Source organism: Trichocoleus sp. AS-A1, from assembly GCF_039962015.1.
In the GTDB taxonomy this organism is placed as follows: Bacteria; Cyanobacteriota; Cyanobacteriia; order Cyanobacteriales; family FACHB-T130; genus FACHB-T130.
In genome coordinates this window covers 1-17531 of the sequence record NZ_JAMPKG010000024.1, presented here as the reverse complement: position 1 = coordinate 17531, position 17531 = coordinate 1, and the positions used below count along the sequence as shown (strand labels likewise).

At 47.7% G+C, this 17531-nt stretch carries 13 protein-coding genes and 1 pseudogene; 5 read left to right on the top strand and 9 right to left on the bottom strand.

Annotation, left to right across the window (positions count from 1 at the left end; all coding sequences use genetic code 11):
• Positions 1-192 precede the first annotated feature (192 nt).
• Together NC994_RS18080 and NC994_RS18075 are read right to left on the bottom strand one after the other, a co-directional pair.
• The gene (locus NC994_RS18080) at positions 193-1494 is read right to left on the bottom strand and encodes an ATP-grasp domain-containing protein (protein ID WP_190435840.1); all 1302 of its coding nucleotides are present in this window, start codon (positions 1492-1494) and stop codon (positions 193-195) included.
• Between the two features lie 135 nt (positions 1495-1629).
• A complete protein-coding gene (locus tag NC994_RS18075; protein WP_190427258.1) occupies positions 1630-2547 on the bottom strand; it encodes an SDR family oxidoreductase in 918 nt (305 codons plus the stop codon).
• A gap of 243 nt (positions 2548-2790) precedes the next feature.
• Between NC994_RS18075 and NC994_RS18070 the strand changes: the two genes are divergently transcribed.
• Complete coding sequence (locus tag NC994_RS18070; protein WP_190435835.1) at positions 2791-4713, top strand: hypothetical protein; 1923 nt, start codon at positions 2791-2793, stop codon at positions 4711-4713.
• 296 nt (positions 4714-5009) lie between these two features.
• Here NC994_RS18070 and fetB read toward each other — a convergent pair whose 3' ends face one another.
• Positions 5010-5789 (bottom strand): iron export ABC transporter permease subunit FetB, encoded by a 780-nt coding sequence (fetB, locus tag NC994_RS18065; RefSeq protein ID WP_190414315.1) that lies wholly within the window; start codon positions 5787-5789, stop codon positions 5010-5012.
• A 353-nt stretch (positions 5790-6142) separates the two neighbouring features.
• Between fetB and NC994_RS18060 the strand changes: the two genes are divergently transcribed.
• Positions 6143-7267 carry an aminotransferase class I/II-fold pyridoxal phosphate-dependent enzyme gene (locus tag NC994_RS18060; protein WP_190435831.1) on the top strand — a complete coding sequence of 375 codons (1125 nt, stop codon included), beginning with the start codon at positions 6143-6145 and terminating at the stop codon, positions 7265-7267.
• A gap of 184 nt (positions 7268-7451) precedes the next feature.
• Here NC994_RS18060 and NC994_RS18055 read toward each other — a convergent pair whose 3' ends face one another.
• The gene (locus NC994_RS18055) at positions 7452-8201 is read right to left on the bottom strand and encodes a DUF561 domain-containing protein (protein ID WP_190414319.1); all 750 of its coding nucleotides are present in this window, start codon (positions 8199-8201) and stop codon (positions 7452-7454) included.
• A gap of 235 nt (positions 8202-8436) precedes the next feature.
• Between NC994_RS18055 and NC994_RS18050 the strand changes: the two genes are divergently transcribed.
• Together NC994_RS18050 and NC994_RS18045 are read left to right on the top strand one after the other, a co-directional pair.
• Positions 8437-9552, top strand: a complete 1116-nt coding sequence (locus NC994_RS18050) for a serine/threonine-protein kinase (protein WP_190435828.1) — start codon at positions 8437-8439, stop codon at positions 9550-9552.
• Between the two features lie 929 nt (positions 9553-10481).
• Positions 10482-11342, top strand: coding sequence for an SH3 domain-containing protein (locus NC994_RS18045; protein WP_190435825.1), 861 nt, complete (start codon positions 10482-10484; stop codon positions 11340-11342).
• Positions 11343-11369: 27 nt separating this feature from the next.
• Here the strand turns inward: NC994_RS18045 and NC994_RS18040 are convergent, their stop codons facing one another.
• Together NC994_RS18040 and NC994_RS18035 are read right to left on the bottom strand one after the other, a co-directional pair.
• Complete coding sequence (locus NC994_RS18040; RefSeq protein ID WP_347276573.1) at positions 11370-12518, bottom strand: isomerizing glutamine--fructose-6-phosphate transaminase; 1149 nt, start codon at positions 12516-12518, stop codon at positions 11370-11372.
• A 159-nt stretch (positions 12519-12677) separates the two neighbouring features.
• The gene (locus NC994_RS18035) at positions 12678-13739 is read right to left on the bottom strand and encodes a hypothetical protein (RefSeq protein ID WP_242030484.1); all 1062 of its coding nucleotides are present in this window, start codon (positions 13737-13739) and stop codon (positions 12678-12680) included.
• A 153-nt stretch (positions 13740-13892) separates the two neighbouring features.
• Between NC994_RS18035 and NC994_RS18030 the strand changes: the two genes are divergently transcribed.
• The gene (locus NC994_RS18030; RefSeq protein WP_190435822.1) at positions 13893-14831 is read left to right on the top strand and encodes a phosphodiester glycosidase family protein; all 939 of its coding nucleotides are present in this window, start codon (positions 13893-13895) and stop codon (positions 14829-14831) included.
• A 34-nt stretch (positions 14832-14865) separates the two neighbouring features.
• Here the strand turns inward: NC994_RS18030 and NC994_RS18025 are convergent, their stop codons facing one another.
• The 3 genes and pseudogenes from NC994_RS18025 to NC994_RS18015 all read right to left on the bottom strand — a co-directional run.
• Positions 14866-15720, bottom strand: coding sequence for an MBL fold metallo-hydrolase (locus tag NC994_RS18025; RefSeq protein ID WP_190414328.1), 855 nt, complete (start codon positions 15718-15720; stop codon positions 14866-14868).
• 7 nt (positions 15721-15727) lie between these two features.
• Entirely contained in the window at positions 15728-16822 is a 1095-nt protein-coding gene (aroC, locus tag NC994_RS18020; protein WP_190435821.1) for a chorismate synthase, read from the bottom strand.
• 334 nt (positions 16823-17156) lie between these two features.
• Positions 17157-17531: pseudogene (locus NC994_RS18015) on the bottom strand (photosystem II q(b) protein); the annotation flags it as partial.

The window sequence follows — 17531 nt, the reverse complement described above, 5'->3', positions numbered from 1 at the left end:
ATTTTCCATGCAACGTTCGTGCGCGAACAGCACATGAGGTCTAATAACAAATGTCGGTATCTAACATCTCCCATACATCTATATCAGGTTGAGATGAGCGAGTCAGGTTGACAGGAGCAAGCCAACGTCCTGAATGTAACTTTAATGCCAACCAAAGCAGCATGAAAGCTCGACCGCTAAAACAACCTTGCCTCACGATTTGGTGCTGGGAGTCCCGGATCTACTTTTAGCTGCTGCTTTGGCTAGGGAAATCGCTTGCTCAACAGCGTCATCCAGATTATCGCTCCAGTGTACGGGCATCGTCGCTAGAGGCTCTTGGCTTTTGTCGAGTTCGCCACCTGCTAAGCGCACAACAAATTGGGGAAGCAGGGTGAGAAATTCTGGTCTGCGATCGCCAATCCGGGTGCGAGAGTCCTTGGGGCTGGGTGTACTAACCCGTCGAGTCATTCGCTGCGGATGCTCTGTCATTTCATTAACTTTTCGTTGCAGATATGAATCAATCACTGCAACGACTTCCTGACTCGCTGCGGTATTGCCCAAAATATTAACCAGCAATACTTTAATGTTTTTATTTTGAGTGAGACGGTCTAGCGCTTGTTCGAGCTGTTCTCTCCAAGATGCGGGTGTCAAATTTCCACTCGCCTCCTCACCCACAATTAGGCAAAGTCTCGGCTTACCGCCAGCGCTGTAAACCAAATCCACCATTGCCATCGCCAAGCTGGTGCCGTTACAGAGAATCCCAATATTACCATCTCGATTCAGCCAGTTCTGAATGGGTAGAAACTTACCGGGATCGATGTCTGTAGGCGTTTCCTTCGCGATATCGGACTGAGGCATTTTTGCCGCTAGAGAAGCCAAAGCGGGATGCCGTCTGAGAGCAGCATCATTGACTGTAATTTTGCCATCTAAAGCCATCAATTCGCCTGTAGGACTTACACCCAGGGGATTGATTTCCACTCCATCTAAATCGTTTTGGATAAACAGATGGTACATCTTTTCGATAACGGTGCTAACTGACTGGATCAAGGAACCTTGGAGTCCCATTTTCAGGGTCAGATGGCGGGCATAAAAGGAGGAAAATTCTTGGTCAACAACAACTTGCTGAAGAAGCTCCATCACCGCTTCCAAGTTCATGCCTCCTTGTGAGGAACCTAGCAGCACCGGGCGACGAAGGTCGTAGTCTAGGGTGACGGCTAGATAAAATTCACGAGTAGCATCGTATTTTGCTTCTGCTAGAAGCACTTGGGGATATTCACCCAGAATCGGCAAATTAAAAATCGTCCGTGCTGCCGCGATCGCATCGATGGTGTTTTCTGCAAATCGAATTCCACCCGCTCTACCCCGTCCACCAGCACGCACCTGCGATTTTAGGACAACCGGGTAAGGAATTTGCAAACCCTTGAGGTCTCTGGAATTATCAATTCGTTGAGAAGGCAAAACGGGAATGCCCATCTCCCGAAATAATTCTTTAGCTTGATATTCTAGTAAATCCATGAATGGCAATTTAAGGATGAGGGATGGGGAATGGGGAATGGTAATTGAGAAAAAAGGGATTCGTTATTCGGCAGTCGCAGCAAACCAAAGACGAATGGCTAACGATAATGACGAGTGACAATTACCCAATCCCGATTACCCCTGTTTCTGACGACTTTGCCAGTCTTTGGCGACTTTATCAATTCCATAGAAACGCTGCCAAAAGGCATCAACCGCCCTGGTAGGCAACACTTTGTTCATTAAAAACAGTAGAATATCTCCCCCAGTAGCAGCCACGTAGCGGGGACGAGGGTGACGGTCGGTGAGCGATCGCACAACCACTTTAGCAACCCGTTCGGAAGTCCAAGCTCGACTACTGGTTCGTTCCTCTAGTCCTTCTAGCCGCTCAAAAGCAGCCCGGTAAGGTGTATCTTGTGGAGTTGATATCGCTTGCTCAACCCGTTGCGCTGCTACCGCGAAAAACTCCGTACTGACTGGCCCTGGTTCAATCACGCTGACTTTGATATTGAATGGAGCCAGTTCCATCCGAAGTGCATCGCTAATTCCTTCCAAAGCAAATTTAGAGGAACTATATAACCCTCCAAAGGGAAACGCAAGCCGTCCGCCTAGAGAACTAATATTAACGATCCGTCCACCCCCTTGGTCCCGCATTCCTGGAATTAAAGCTTGAATTAAGGCAAGCGGGCCGAGTAAATTGACCTGAAACTGCCGCTGCACCGCCTCAAATGGAATCAACTCTACTGGTCCCATCTGTCCATATCCGGCATTATTGACCAAGGCATCCACGCGCCCAAAATGGTCGATCGTTTTAGTTGCCAAAGCTTTAGCCTGCTCAACTTGAGAGATATCGGTGGGAACAACCAGCACATCAGCACCCGCTTTGCGGCAGAAAGTTGCGACTTCCTCCAATTTTTCCTGGTTTCGAGCTGCTAAGACGAGCCGGATTCCCAACGACTGAGTCGCTAAAACTTGCGCCAGAGCAGCGCCAATCCCAGTAGAAGCTCCTGTAATTAGGATGACTTGTTCAGATAGCGGTGGAGTATCGATCTTCATAACTTGAGTTCAGTAGGCTAACACCTTAGCCGCGTGCCCGTACAGTTGTTAATGGTAAGCCCTAGCATTGCAAGCAATAGCCAATTCGCTGTAGCCAAGACAAATTTTTAGATTTTTGATTAGATTTTTTAATTATTGCAAGCACTACTGATGCGATTCCTCTGCTTGAAAGTAGAAAATTGAGCAAGCTTTTTAGCTGTCCTGCCTCAAAATGGAAGAAAGTGAAACGGAGGGTGTTGCTGGATGGAAACAGTAGCCCGCGAAAGCGAATTAGAGGTACTGGGGCGAATTCTACAAAATCGCCTTTACTCGGCATTACCGGAGAAGGTTCCCTTTCAAGTTCGGTGTGCCTTACCGCAGGAAGCGTTAATTATTTTGACGCAACACCCAGCGGATTTTCTGCCTGACCCGCAACGAACCTTTAGAACGTTAGAGCAAACGCTCAAAAGTCTGCAACCGGAATTTGCCCGTCAAGTCCAGCTGTATCTAAGAGTAGTCGGGCAAAAGCAACCCTATGCTTTCCATGCCTTCAGTGTCGATCCGCCTGTTGTGTCAACGTCAACTGTATCAACGTTAACGACTGCTCTCGCTGATGAGACATCTGTTATCGAGGAGACAATCCCAAATTCGACAGAAGTCAAAAATCCGCCCAAAAAATTGAGGCGCAAGGAGACAATTCCGGAAAATCTCCCCAGCGAGACACCAGCAGCGGCAGATGACAGCATTGGAGTGGATACCGATTCGGCAGAAATCGGCTCAGCACCGACAATTGATGAATCTTCCTCCCTTCCCGCCGATGAACTCAGTTTAGAGCCGGATGATTCGCCGGGGGAGGTTAAAACCGAAGCACCACCGACTTCACTGGTTGGTAAACTACAGCGATTGCCATTGCCGGTACTGTTGGCAAGCGCGGGAGTAAGTTTATTGACGTTTCTGCTCACTCTCTATGCCTTGACACGTCCCTGCGTCATCGGAACTTGTACGCCGCTACTCACGGCACAAGCGTTGAGCCAGGAGGCATCTGCAACCCTTCAAAGACCAAAATCTGGGCAAGAAATATTAGAAGCAAGAGAGAAACAACAAGAGGCAATCCGCCTTTTGAAGCTGATTCCATTCTGGTCTGGTTCTTATTCCGAAGCTCAGAAGCAATTAAACGACAATTCGCAGCAAGCCGAATTGCTCGATCAGCTGGTAATGGCTTTGAGTAAAGGTTCGGCGGCGGCTAGACAGAGCCAAAATCCTCCCCATTCAGCGACAGAATGGTTAGAAATTCAGAAGCTATGGCGAGAAGCGATCGCGCTTTTGGAACCCGTGCCCAAAAATAGCACGGTCTATCAACTGGCTCAGCAGAAAATTAAGGACTATCGAATAAATTTAGCCGCGATTAACGGGCGAGTGAATGCCGAACGACAGGCGCTTAAAAACCTCGACGCTGCAAAAGAAGGGCTTCAGGTAGCAGAAGCCCGTGAAGGAGTGGCTAATTCGATCGCCACTTGGCGACTGGCTGAAATGAACTGGGAGATGGCAATCAATCGGCTCAAGGCAATTCCTGTCGGCACGACTTCCCGTCCGGAGGCGCAGCAACTGCTGGCGACGAATCTGCCCAAATTGTCAGCAGCACGCGATCGCAAAAATAAAGAACAAATTGCCGCTAACGCCTACAATTTCGCTCAAACCCTCGCACGCAAGGCTAAAAATTACGAACAGCGCAACCAATGGACATTAGCGGTGCTGAACTGGCGCAATGCAATCGTTAACATTCAAAAAATTCCCAGAGGCACTTTTTTTTACAATCAAGGCGATTCGCTAATGAGTTCTTATAAAGCCGAACTCAGGCAAGCAGAAATCCAACTAGGGTATGCCAGCCTGCTACAAAAAGCGAGTACCGATCTTATTAAAACCTGCGCTGGAACGCCGAAAGTCTGTGAATACACTGTCACCAGTCAGCTAATCAGAGTTCAGTTGACACCCGCTTATATGCAGATGGTGACGCAAACCGTAAACGCCGCACAATTGAGGGGAGATGCTAATGCTCAAGCTGGGATAGCTGCTCATTTGCGAACCCTAGGAGATGCACTGGAAGCGATTAGCGATAACGCCCGTATTCCTCTTGAACTCTATACTCCAGATGGGTCTTTGTTGAACAAGTATCCCAAGGTTAGCTAGGAATAAAAGTCTCACATTAGGGTCGGTTATGTTTTCTGTCCCAACCCACCAAATCCTGAGGTTGGGTTAGCTTTTGCTGTTGCTACTTATACCATTTCACTTTTGTGCTGCTACACTTACTGCTTCGTCTTCCTTCCCAGTTGAGCGGATCAAATGTGTAGCATCATCAAGGGAAATTAGGATTACATCTTGCATTTGTCAAACCAATAAACAACAGATGCAAAGTCGTAATAAAACTGGGCAAGATTTGAGTTAAACTCCCTAGGATTTTTTTTAAGAAAACTCGTTTTTTATTTTTAATGATTCTTGAGTTGGGCTTCGCTAGTAAAAAACTGGCGGCAAAGCCCTTGAGTGACTAATAAAGTTGTCACTAAGTTGGTAAAAGCAAGCATAAACATAATTAAAATTTGGTAGGATGCAGCATTCAGCGGGTCAACACCACTCAATAATTGACCTGTGATAATTCCTGGTAGTGTCACGACTCCAACAACCATCATTTGGTTCAGAGTGGGAATCAAACCGGCGCGGATGGAATCTTTGCGGTACTGTGCAACCGCCTGTTGTGGCGTTGCACCTAAGCTCAGGTGGGTTTCAATTTCGGCGCGACTAGCGTTGACGGTGCTGCTCAAACGTTCGCCTGCGATCGCTGCTCCATTCATCGCATTTCCGAGTACAATTCCCGCTAAGGGAATCAGGTACTGGGGTTCATACCAAATGGGCGGTTGAAGGATCAACAAAGTGGTGTAACTCAATGTCAGGGCGCTACTCACCAAAATCGACCCCCACACCACGGGCAATACTTGGGGAATTTTTTTGCCGATGCGATTGCGAGCAACAATTGCGGCAATGCTCAGCATCACCATCAAAAGTGCCAAAACTGCCCAAGGATTTTTCCAGGCGAAGACGAAGGCTAATACATATCCAACGCCCAACAGCTGGATAATAGTGCGACCAGTGGCGATCGCCAATTGCCCTTCTAATCCGAGTTGTTGAATCCTGGATAAACCAATGGCAACTGCCATCATGCCCAACGCCAAGACAAGGTCTGTAAAGTTCAGTGCAATTAAAGAATCCACAGTTCAAAATGAGGTCTTGCTTTCTCCCTAATTCTGCCAGGATTGAGGAAGTTTTGATTGCGGAGGGCGGAGGACTGAGGACTGAGGGCGGAGTGCTGAGGACTGAGTGCTGAGGACTGAGTGCTGAGGAGTTAGGAGTTAGGAGTTAGGAGTTAGGAGTGAGTGAAAATAGGAATGCTCCCCTTGTCCTCTGTGGGTCTGCCTCGTTTTCCTGTTATCGTCCCTCTATCTGCCAAATTCTGCGAAACAATTTTGTAAGTTCGGCATTCTGAATCAAAAAGGATGGTGAGGCGTGGATTCCCTTTCTGAGCAAAATTTGGTTCTATGTAGATAAAAATTTGTGGTGTCAACGAGTGAATAATATTCCCCCCCTAGACCTGTCGCGGCAGTACAAAATTATCAGTGAAGAAGTGAATGCAGCCGTTCTAGGCATCTTGGCTTCTGGTCGTTATATTGGTGGTCCTTCGGTTGCAGGCTTCGAGCAACAGTTTGCAGCTTACACAGGCGTTTCAGAGTGTGTAGCGTGTAACTCTGGTACAGATGCCCTCTATCTAGCTCTCAGGGCTTTACAGATTGGGCCGGGGGATGAGGTAATTACGACGCCGTTCACCTTTATTGCCACTGCTGAAGTAATTAGCGTGGTGGGGGCGACGCCGGTTTTTGTTGATATTGATGCCCAAACGTTTAATTTCAATATCGACCAGCTGCAAAAGGCGATTACCGCTAAAACTCGCGCCATTATCCCAGTTCACCTGTTTGGGCAGCCGGTAGATATGACGACAGTGATGGACGTAGCACAGGCTCATAATCTAGCGGTGATTGAAGACTGTGCCCAAGCTACAGGCGCTGAGTGGGCAGGATCTAGAGTTGGCAGCATCGGGCATATTGGCTGCTTTAGTTTCTTTCCGACTAAGAATCTGGGTGCTTGTGGAGATGGCGGTGCGGTGACGACGAACGATCCAGCGATCGCTTCTGCTATACGGATGCTGCGGGAGCATGGAATGCGCGATCGCTACCATCATGAAGCAACTGGCATTAATAGCCGCTTGGATGCTCTACAAGCCGCCATTCTGCAAATTAAACTGCGTTATCTGGATACGTGGAATGACCTGCGTCGCTCGGTTGCACAGCAGTACCACCGATTGTTAGAGCCGGTGCCTGGGGTGGTGAAGCCGCAAGAAACGCCAGGAGGTCGCTGTGTTTGGAATCAATACACGATTCGCCTCACCCAATCCAGTAACGGCAGCTATCGGGATGAGGTTCGCAATCAGCTACAGCAGCAAGGCGTTAGTTCGATGGTTTACTATCCCCTGCCTTTACACCTACAGCCGGTCTACAAGAATTTAGGCTATAAATCTGGGGACTTCCCTGTGGTGGAGCAAGTCTGTCACGAGGTTTTGGCCTTGCCCATGTTTCCAGAACTTTCTCTGGCGGAACAGGAGCAAGTGGTTTACAGCTTGAAAGATTGCTTGGGATAAGTTTTGAGTTTTGAATTTTGAGTTTTGAGGGTTGATTGATTAACCTCGATTTCTGGCGTAGGGGCATGGCGCTGCCATGTCCCTACAGAACGTGCATCAGTGTAATGTTTTTTAATCCACGTTCCTTAGCCAAGATTTATTCAAAATTCAAAACTCATCACTCATCACTCCGACCGCTTAGGGATTACGCATGAATGCGTTCGCGGCTGACAGTGGATAGTGCTTCCACCAAGCTACGAACAGCCGCTACCATCGCGACTTCACTGTTGAGTTGGTTGATGGCAGAACCGACGCCGACACCCGCAGCACCGGCAGCGATCGCCATCGGTGCGGTAACGCTGGAAATCCCGGAAGCACACAGGACTGGAACGGAAACAGCGCGGGAAATTTCGTAAGCTGCTGCTAAGGTAGGAGCCGCTTTTTCAATCAGTCCCAGCGTACCGGCATGAGTCGGGGTTGAGGAAGTGCCTCCTTCGGTTTGGATAATATCGGCACCGGCTTTTACCAATGCTTCTGCGAGTTGAACTTGCCGATCTAGCTCCAGAATATGGGGCACGGTGACAGACAAGGTAATATTTGGCAGCAGCGATCGCGTTGCTTGCGTCAGCGCCAACACTTCTTCTGCTTCAAATCGCCGTCCCTGCGCGTAAAAACTATCAAAGTTGCCGATTTCAATCAAATCCGCTCCAGCTTCCACTGCGATCGCAAACAGTTCTGGTTCTACTGCTGATACGCAAATTGGCAGGCTTGTCAACTGACGAGCCAACCGCACCAAATTGGGTTCTGCGGCAATATCGACGAAAGTAGCACCGCCTAAGTCGGCTGCCTTAACGGTGGCAGCAACTCGCTCCGGATTGAAGTTATTCAATCCGGTAATAATTTTTAAAGCACGACCTTGGTCAAAGACACGCTGTAGTGTAGTATTCATGGTCATAAGCCCGATTTGGCTCGCAAATTTTGCATCTTAATTGTACAGACCGAATCATCCGGTCTCTACATTCAGAACGATCTACCTGGGAATATTACTGCGGAAGGTTGTGCATCCCCGCTGATTGCCATACCATCAGGAAATAAAAATTACGCTCTGCTTTTTATCACAACTGGGATCTAGACTAGGAGCATAGCGCAGATCCTGCACCCCTCCTGCCCTCCTCCTGCCAGTGACGGTCATGAATTTTCCACCCACAAATCTGTCAACTTTTCACTCAGATGTTTTACAGCAAACTGAACTAGGGCAGCTGTGTGGTACCGAGCAGTTGTTCCGCGATCGCTATGAGATCCTGCGAATGTTGGGAAGAGGTGGCTTTGGTATCACCTTTTTAGCCAGAGATGCCAACTTGCCAGGCGATCCTTTGTGCGTGATTAAGCAGCTGTGTCCCAAGTTTAGCGATCCGATTGGACTGCAAACAGCGCGGAAACGCTTCGAGCAAGAAGCAAGAACCCTCAGTAAGTTGGGCAGCCATTCCCAAATTCCCATGCTGCTAGATTACTTTGTAAACGAGGGAGAATTCTATTTAGTTCAAGAATATGTACGAGGGTATACCCTCGCACGCTTGGTGCGGCGCGGAGGTCCCTTATCGGAAGAAGGCGTTAAATATTTCCTTCGTCAAATCCTGCCATTGTTGCAGTACATCCACGGCAATAATGTAATTCACCGCGATATTAAGCCCCAGAACATCATCCGTTGCCAGGACGATGGGAGGCTGGTGCTGATTGACTTTGGAGCTGTCAAAGAGGAGATGGTTCCTTTAAGCGATACAGGAGGTCAGAAGCAAACCACCCAGTTTATCGGCACGGTTGGATTTGCACCGCCGGAACAATTTTCACTGCGTCCTGTTTATGCCAGCGATATTTATTCGTTAGGCGTAACGTGTCTTTACTTGTTGAGTGGGAAAGCGCCGCTAGAATTTGATAGCGATCGCTCTACGGGTGAGATTCAGTGGCAGGATACGATATCAGTCAGTAAAGACTTTGGCAAAATTCTCAACAGAATGCTGAAAATCTCTTTACGCGAACGTTATCAATCTGCAACAGCGATTATGCAGGCATTTGGCTGGGAATCGCCTCAAGACAATTTAGCGCAGTTTATGACAACTCAGCGTCCTTCAGGGAAAGATTCAGATAAGAAAAAATCAGAAGCAAATTCACCAAATTATGTTTCTCCTACCGCCAGAACAGCGATCGCGCTTCGAGACTGGAAAGCTAGGTGGCAGGCAAAGCAACGAGATCATAAGAAAAGATCCCGTCATAGCATCATTAGCAGTTCTGGTAACTCAGGACTTTAGAAATTGGTAGTGGAAAAATTATAGTTGGTTATTACACCATTGCTCGACAAAGGCTTTCGCTTTTGGGCAGAAGTTTCTTATTGGGTGCAGCAGTTTATTTCCTGAGAGTGAAAGCCCAAACAAGATGCCAATATTCCTTTCAGAGATATTCTAAAAAATTCTTTCCCTAAAGATAGAAAAAAGGGGAACGGTTGCTTATATAGCAATCCCATTTAAGTGGCGAACCAGCGGTTCATATTCTCGAATTCTCTAAGAATTCGAGAATATCACCTTCATGAATCGTTTAGGCTCACTGCCTTATCTGGGTCTATTATTAATTGATAAAATATAAAAAGTCGTTTTAGATTTCTCAAACTTACAGATGGAAACATTTAGATCGCTCAAGCGTCTAATTTAGTAAAAAGTTTGAGAGCAAGCTGATATCAATTCACTTGTTTAAGCGCTAAACTTCAGTTTCTTATTATCTCTCTTTCTTCTAGCGTAGCCGCACTCCCACCTCAGGGGGTGAGGTATCTGATGTGTATCACCAAAGACCCAAGAAAAATCTTATGAAAATAATTTGTTTTAGATCATAGTCATTAACCATAGAAAAGCCAATGAGGTTGTGAAAGTTATTTAAAATGGCACTCAATCAAAAAAGCTTTAGTCACGAAAATAACTTAGAAATCATGTGGCAGCTTAACAAACTGGCATCCCCTTGATGAAGCTTGCTACTTAGAAAGCTCAAAATCAGTTTTATAAGTTATTTCCTCGTCAAAAAATGATTGGTGAGGGTATTTCTATGAGTAAAAAAATGGGAATCAATACCCAACCGCTTTAGCAAGTTAATCCTGAAAGCAGTAAAAGCAAACAAGCAGGATTTGCACTGGTTCCGGCAAAGATAAGGCATTGAAAACGTAGGAACTTGGAATATCGAACAGGAGGGGAGAATGAAACCTTATCAAATTTTAATAATATGCGCGATCGCTATAGGAGCGATTGCAGGTTCCACTTTAGCAACGATTAGCTACCGCAACAGCCAAGCACCACAACCCACAACTGAAGTTCCATCTCCTCCAGCGACAACGGAGACACTAGAACCGAAAATACCCCCGTCTGTGGCGGTATCGCCCCCACCGTATACGCCGCCGACTCCAAAACCAACTGGGACTCAAACAACTCCGCCAGACAAAAGTTCGTTTTCTCAGTTTCGCGTGCGTCTTTTAGATGCCATTAGTCGGCGGGATGCTAATTTTATTCGCACGCTTGTCACCTCAGAAACTGAATGGAACTATGGCGGTACGCTCAATTTGGACAGCTACAACATTGATGACAAAAATTCTAAATTTTGGGCATATATGGATAAGGCACTTAGTTTAGGTTGTGCTACCGACAATCAGGCAAAAGTGGCGAACAAAGAACCGGGATCTGATGTTTGGGTGTGTCCAGATATCGCAAAAGCACTGGAGTCGATTCGTCCAGATAAACCGAATGTTGGACAACTGGCAATCTTAGGACAAAATGTGAATGTCCGTGCAAACCCTGGGGCAGGTAGCAAAGTTGTGGGGGTTGTGTCTTACGATTTTGTAGCGTTTGATGGCAACACCTTTAATAGCCTACCAGAGCAGATGCAGAAAGCGGTGAAGGAAAAGGTTATCGATGGTTGGACGCCAGTGAAACTCCGGACTGGTAAAAAAGGTTGGGTTCTCAACCGCTATGTGTACGATTCAGAAACCGATTACCGTGTCAGTTTTGTTCGGACTCGCGGACAATGGCGGCTACGTTACTTCTTGCCAGGAAATGGGAATTAAGCGATCGCAATTTCTGAAATCAACAGGTTAATCCACAGCCAAAGTCTTCGTCAAATTTCTGGGGCGGTCAACATCCAATCCCCGATGAACAGCCGCGTAATAGGCTAAGAGTTGCAGCGGAATAACTGTCAGGATCGGAGAAAGTAATTCGTCCACCTCCGGGACAGTCAATACCCGATCAAAGATGCCTGTAATTTCTGGATTGTTTGTGGATGTCACCCCAATGAGCTGAACCCCCCTTGCTTTTGCTTTTTGGGCATTAGCAAGGATTTTTTCATAAACAACTCCGGGCATTGCGATCGCTACTACAGTCACAGAAGAATCTAGCATCGCAATTGGGCCGTGCAAAAACTCTCCAGCATGATAACCTGTTGCGTGGATATAGCTGGTTTCTTTCAGTTTTAGTGCTGCTTCTAGAGTGATAGGAAAATTAATCCCGCGCCCTAAAATAATGCAGTTTTGGGTATGGGTAAAATCTTTGGCTAGCTGCTCGATGACGTGCTTTTGGCTTTGTAAAATTAAATCAATTTGCTCGGGGATTCGGTGCAATTCCGTGAGAATTTGATGCAGGCGATCGCTCGATAGATTTTGACGGCAGTATGCTACATCAAGCGCCCAACAGTAGAACGCTATCAACTGAGCGACAAAGGTTTTGGTGGCAGCGATCGCTACTTCACTTCCTGCCAAAGTATGAATTGTACGATCTACCAGCTTTTCTAAGGAACTTCCCGCCTGATTGGTAATTCCTAAAAATCGAGTTTCACCAGAACAATGCTGTTTTTCTATTTCTAAGGCAGCGAGAGTATCTGCGGTTTCTCCAGATTGGGTAACGCCAACAATGAGAGTATTCGGAGTTGCAGGCGATGGTGCATCCCGAAATTCTGAGGCATAGTGTACGCTTGTTGGCACTTTAGCCACTTGCTCTAATAGATATTTACCTACTAAGCTGGCATGAAGACTACTGCCACAAGCAAGAATTTTAATCTGGTCTATACCATCGTAAAAGTTGGATGATAAACCTAAGTTTAGAGGTTGTTGAGTCAATTCAAGTCGTGGCTGTTGATCGTTGAAACGAATTTCTGAGAAAGCCTCTAAACAAGTTCGGACAACTTCTGATTGCTCATGGATTTCCTTGAGCATGAAGTGGGAAAATACCTTTTCTTTAGGAGAATTCACGCTGCACTAGAAATGTTAATTGGATTGGCTGCTGCCGATAGGAGCTAGAGCCTCCTATCAGCAGTATTCCCGGACTTAGTTGGGGAAGAAGGAAAAATAACCTACCCTTAAAAGGAAATTGCTCCCTGTTCTAGGTTCCTATGCCCTACTACGAACAGTTTAGCGATGGGGAAATAACTTCGGCTCTGTCGCTGAATTTGTAGCTGCCTGGTTAGAGGTAGGTGGTGAAGCCGATGAAGTTGAGCGCAACTCTTGATAGAAACCAAGAACTTTTTCTGTATAAGGGCCGGTTTCGTTGCTGTTATAGCGGGTCGGATCGCCCGTCATCCACCAGGAAGCCGCCCGTTGTACCGCTACCACCTCATTGTTGCCACTCGCCTGAAACTCGTCCCGCAACACGTCGCGCATGACACACACCAGAATGCTTCGTGCGGTTACGGGACTGCTTTCAAATTGCGCTGGTGTTAGTTCCCGATTGATACATTGTTGTGACCAGCCGGGTATATTGTCTGGTTTAACTTGCCACTCGCTGTACAGTCCATCATCAGCGGTGCCAGTTTGCGGTGCTGCCCGTCGTAACGCTTCCACCAGTGCCCCTACATGGGTATCAGAAATCTTTGCTGAATTGGTAGCCGCCGCCGTTGTGACAGGGGGTTTTGCGGGTGGCTGGTTTGAGGTGGGTGATGGTGATGGCGTGGGAGTTGGAGTTGGTTTAGCCGCTGGTTGGGTAGCAGGTTTGGGTGGGGTTGAGGCAGGCGGTACTGCGGATGAAGTTGAGCGCGACTGCTGGTAAAAACCAGAAACTTTTTGGATGTAGGAAGCGATGTCTTTACTGTTATAGCGGGTGGGATCGCCTGTCATCCACCAAGCAGCCGCCCGTTGTACCGCTACGGATTCATTGTTACCCGCCGCTTGATACTGTTGGCGAAGAATATTGCCCATGATGCACTCTACAACTTTCCGTGCGGTGGCGGGATTTGCTTCAAATTCCGCTGTGCTTAGGGAACGTCCGGTACATTGTTTTGACCAGGGGGAAATGTTGTTTGGTTTGATTTGCCAGTCGCTGTAGAGTCCATCGTCCTGTTTTCCGGTTTGGGGTGCTGCCTTCCTGAGCGCTTCTGCGAATGCCGCTACTTTAGCATCTGTTATCTGTGCTTGAGCGGGCAGTGCTGACAGCCCAACGCTGAGGATTGCTCCCCACAGTAACCACTGTAATCGCATGGCTTGCGTCCTACGAACTTAAAACTCTTTTTTATCCTAAGTGCTATTCAATGATGCGCGATCACTCTTGGCGCTGAGAATGCGATCTCGGCCCTTGCTTCAAAATGAGAGGATATCTTGGGATAATCGGTGGTCGAAAAATCCTCAACCAACATGAGCAAACGACGCAAAATTTCCTGGAAGCGATCGCTCAGTGCCATTACCCTTAGTCTGGTCCTGTTGTCTCTGGGACTCTATGGTGTCTTCTATGGCGTTTCGTGTCTAAGACGTCCACCCCGCACCGACGTTCAGCAACCGCTATTTCAAGGTATCGTTTATCGGCGCATTCCCCGCTCAACACCGCGCCCCCTAACGATCCACGTTGTCACTATCGACCTAAAAGCACCAGGAATTGGGGTGTTAGTAACGCCAGGAAAACCCACCCAAGGAAAAGAAACTGTAGCACAAACGACCAGTGACTTTTTGCGGGAATTTAACTTGCAATTGGCAATCAATGGTAGCTTTTTTTACCCATTCCAAGAGCAATGGCTGTTATATTATCCCCACAGTGGCGAACCCGTGAACGTATTGGGGCAGGCGATTTCTAACGGCGTCACCTACTCTGCGTTTGAGCGAGGCTGGCCTGTTTTGTGTTTTTCTCAGGATAATCGTGCCCAAATCAGCATGGCGAGTTGTCCTGCGGATACGGCTCAAGCTTTGGCAGGCGGCGAAATCATCATCGAACGCGGCAACTTAGTGGTGATGAAAGATAACCGCGATCAAAAAAAGTTATTTCCGCGCACAGTGGTTGCGACTGATGAAAGCGGCGAGAAATTGTGGTTAATTCTGGTTGATGGTCGCCAGCGTTTCTATAGTGAGGGCGTCAGTATAATTGAGCTGCAAAATATTCTTGCCGAGTTGGGTGTTTATCGGGCGCTAAACTTGGATGGCGGCGGTTCGACAACGCTGGTGGTAGCGCGTCGTGGAGGGAAGCCTAACGAAGAGTTAGGAGCATCGCTCAATTCACCGATTCATACTCGAATCCCCATGCGACAGCGCCCAGTGGCGAACCATCTGGGCTTTTATGCGCGACCGATAAGAATTAAAAATTAAAAATAAACAATTTTAATTTTTAATTTTGCATTTTTTAATTTACCTGCACAATCATCCCTTCACGGGCAAGGAACGAACCCGGCGAGACTTCTTGAACTTGTGTCTCAATTTGATCGAGAAAGTCATCGCTGTGGTTCGGTTCGTGGTGAAAGATTGCCAACCGCTTGACACCTGCTGCCTGCGCTACTTTCACCCCTTCCTGCCAAGTAGAGTGCCCCCAGCCGACTTTGGGAGATTTGGGGTTGTTATACTCCTCATCGGTGTACATGGCATCGTAAATCAAGACATCGGCTTCGCGGGCTAAGTGCAGCACATTTTCATCTGGGCGATCCGGCAAATGTTCCGTATCCGTACAGTAGAACACGGTGTGACCTTGCCACGTCACCCGATATCCCATCGCGCCGTTAGGATGATTCAGCGGGCCGGTTTCAATGGTGATATCATCCACCTGAAAGGTATCGCCACAAATTAGCTCGTAAAATTTCAAGTCAGCTTCCATACCTTGCAGTGGCACTGGAGAATTTGAGTGCATCACGCGATCGCAGAAATGCTGTTTCATGGAGTCTGCATCCGGTGGCACTGCCCCATAAATGTGGAAGCAATTGCCCTCCATAAAAGCTGGCTTAAAAAACGGCACTCCTTGAATATGATCCCAGTGGTAGTGAGTAAAAAACATATAAGCTTCTACTGACTGCTGCTGGTTTATCAAATCCTTAGATAGAAGTCGCAAGCCGGTGCCGCCATCAAATATCAGGCGTTTTCCACCGATTTGCATCTCTATACAAGAAGTATTACCACCGTAGCGAACGGTATCTTTTCCAGGGGAGGGGATACTGCCTCGCACACCCCAAAACTGAAGCAAAAACTCGGAAGAAGGGCTGGTTTCCATTTCACTCTCAAGGCTTTAAAGTACCGCACTGACCCTGATGGCGTAGCAAATGATCGCAAAGCACCAAAGCCACCATTGCCTCTACCATAGGCACCGCTCTGGGCAAAACGCAAGGGTCGTGACGCCCCTTAGCTGCCAGTATAGTCTCTTCACCCTCGCGGGTCACGGTGCGCTGTTCTTTGCGAATGGTGGCTGTTGGTTTAAAGGCCACCCGAAGAATAATATTTTCTCCGTTGGAGATGCCCCCCTGAATCCCGCCGGAACGGTTCGTTTTGGTGCGAATTTCGCCACTTTCGTCAATCGAGAATTCGTCATTATGCTCGCTGCCCGATAGCAAAGTACCGGCAAAACCAGAGCCAATTTCAAATCCTTTACTTGCTGGTAGAGACATGACACCTTTAGCCAGGTCTGCTTCCAGCTTATCAAATACTGGCGAACCTAGCCCTTTGGGTAGATGACGGGCAACACATTCTACAACTCCGCCGATAGAGTCGCCTTCTCGCCCTACCTGCTCAATTTTTTCAATCATCCGCTCTGCACATTCGGCGTCCGGACAGCGGACAATATTACTTTCTACTTGTTCTAAAGTGACAGTGTTGGGATCGACAACGCCTTCTAAGTCTTTGATGCGCTTGACATAGGCGATGATTTCAACTCCAGCAACTTGGTGAAGAATTTTTTTAGCGATCGCGCCTGCGGCTACTCGTCCAATTGTCTCCCGCGCTGAGGATCTGCCGCCACCTTGCCAGTTGCGAATTCCATATTTAGCATCGTAAGTCGCATCAGCATGAGAAGGGCGATATTTCTGCGCCATCTCATCATAATCTTGGGGGCGAGTGTCCTTGTTTCGCACCAAAATTGCGATTGGCGTTCCCAGGGTTTTGCCTTCAAATACGCCCGAAAGAATTTCGCAGGTGTCAGCTTCTTTGCGGGGTGTGACGATTTTACTTTGTCCCGGACGCCGCCGATCGAGTTCTACCTGAATTTCTTCGGCAGAAATTTCCAATTGCGGTGGACACCCATCGATAATCACCCCGACGCCACCGCCGTGGGACTCGCCAAATGTAGTGATGCGAAATAGATGCCCGAAGGTATTGCCCATAATACTTAAGGAGGATGCATAGCGATTTGTATCTTAACAGCGATCGCGATTGAGATGGGGAGCGATCGCGCTTCTCGCTGCAACTGTTTTTATTTAAACGAACCGCCAAGGACGCAAAGGGCGCAGAGGTAAGAGGAGAGAGAGCTTATATTTTTTTAATTTTCCTATCTACTTATCAGCAGCCACACGTACTCCAGCACGCTTGCTCACCTTATCAAGCAAAGTTTTATAATCGGTTGCGATCGCTTCTTGTACGTCCTTTGCTTTCTCTATTTCCCCAAACAAAAAACGCCCCCCTTGCGGAGAGCGTTTTTATTTAGCTAAGTTTTAGCAATTAGCCATTGATGCTGGGAGCCATCAGAGCCACTGGAGTAGACTCACCTGCTGCCAAGTCGAGGGGGAAGTTGTGAGCGTTGCGCTCGTGCATCACTTCCATACCCAGGTTGGCGCGGTTGATGACATCTGCCCAAGTGTTGATGACCCGACCTTGGCTGTCAATCACTGACTGGTTGAAGTTGAAACCATTCAGGTTGAATGCCATCGTGCTGATTCCCAAAGAGGTGAACCAGATGCCGACGACGGGCCATGCACCCAATAAGAAGTGCAAGGAACGGCTGTTGTTGAAGGAAGCGTATTGGAAGATTAACCGACCGAAGTAGCCGTGGGCTGCCACGATGTTGTAGGTTTCTTCTTCTTGTCCGAATTTGTA

Bases quoted from the DNA above. Each gene is read 5' to 3' on its own strand.
- NC994_RS18080 (WP_190435840.1), bottom strand. From the start codon at position 1,494: ATGGATTTACTAGAATATCAAGCTAAAGAATTATTTCGGGAGATGGGC.
- NC994_RS18075 (WP_190427258.1), bottom strand. From the start codon at position 2,547: ATGAAGATCGATACTCCACCGCTATCTGAACAAGTCATCCTAATTACA.
- NC994_RS18070 (WP_190435835.1), top strand. From the start codon at position 2,791: ATGGAAACAGTAGCCCGCGAAAGCGAATTAGAGGTACTGGGGCGAATT.
- NC994_RS18055 (WP_190414319.1), bottom strand. From the start codon at position 8,201: ATGACCATGAATACTACACTACAGCGTGTCTTTGACCAAGGTCGTGCT.
- NC994_RS18050 (WP_190435828.1), top strand. From the start codon at position 8,437: ATGAATTTTCCACCCACAAATCTGTCAACTTTTCACTCAGATGTTTTA.
- NC994_RS18045 (WP_190435825.1), top strand. From the start codon at position 10,482: ATGAAACCTTATCAAATTTTAATAATATGCGCGATCGCTATAGGAGCG.
- NC994_RS18035 (WP_242030484.1), bottom strand. From the start codon at position 13,739: ATGCGATTACAGTGGTTACTGTGGGGAGCAATCCTCAGCGTTGGGCTG.
- NC994_RS18030 (WP_190435822.1), top strand. From the start codon at position 13,893: ATGAGCAAACGACGCAAAATTTCCTGGAAGCGATCGCTCAGTGCCATT.
- NC994_RS18025 (WP_190414328.1), bottom strand. From the start codon at position 15,720: ATGGAAACCAGCCCTTCTTCCGAGTTTTTGCTTCAGTTTTGGGGTGTG.
- aroC (WP_190435821.1), bottom strand. From the start codon at position 16,822: ATGGGCAATACCTTCGGGCATCTATTTCGCATCACTACATTTGGCGAG.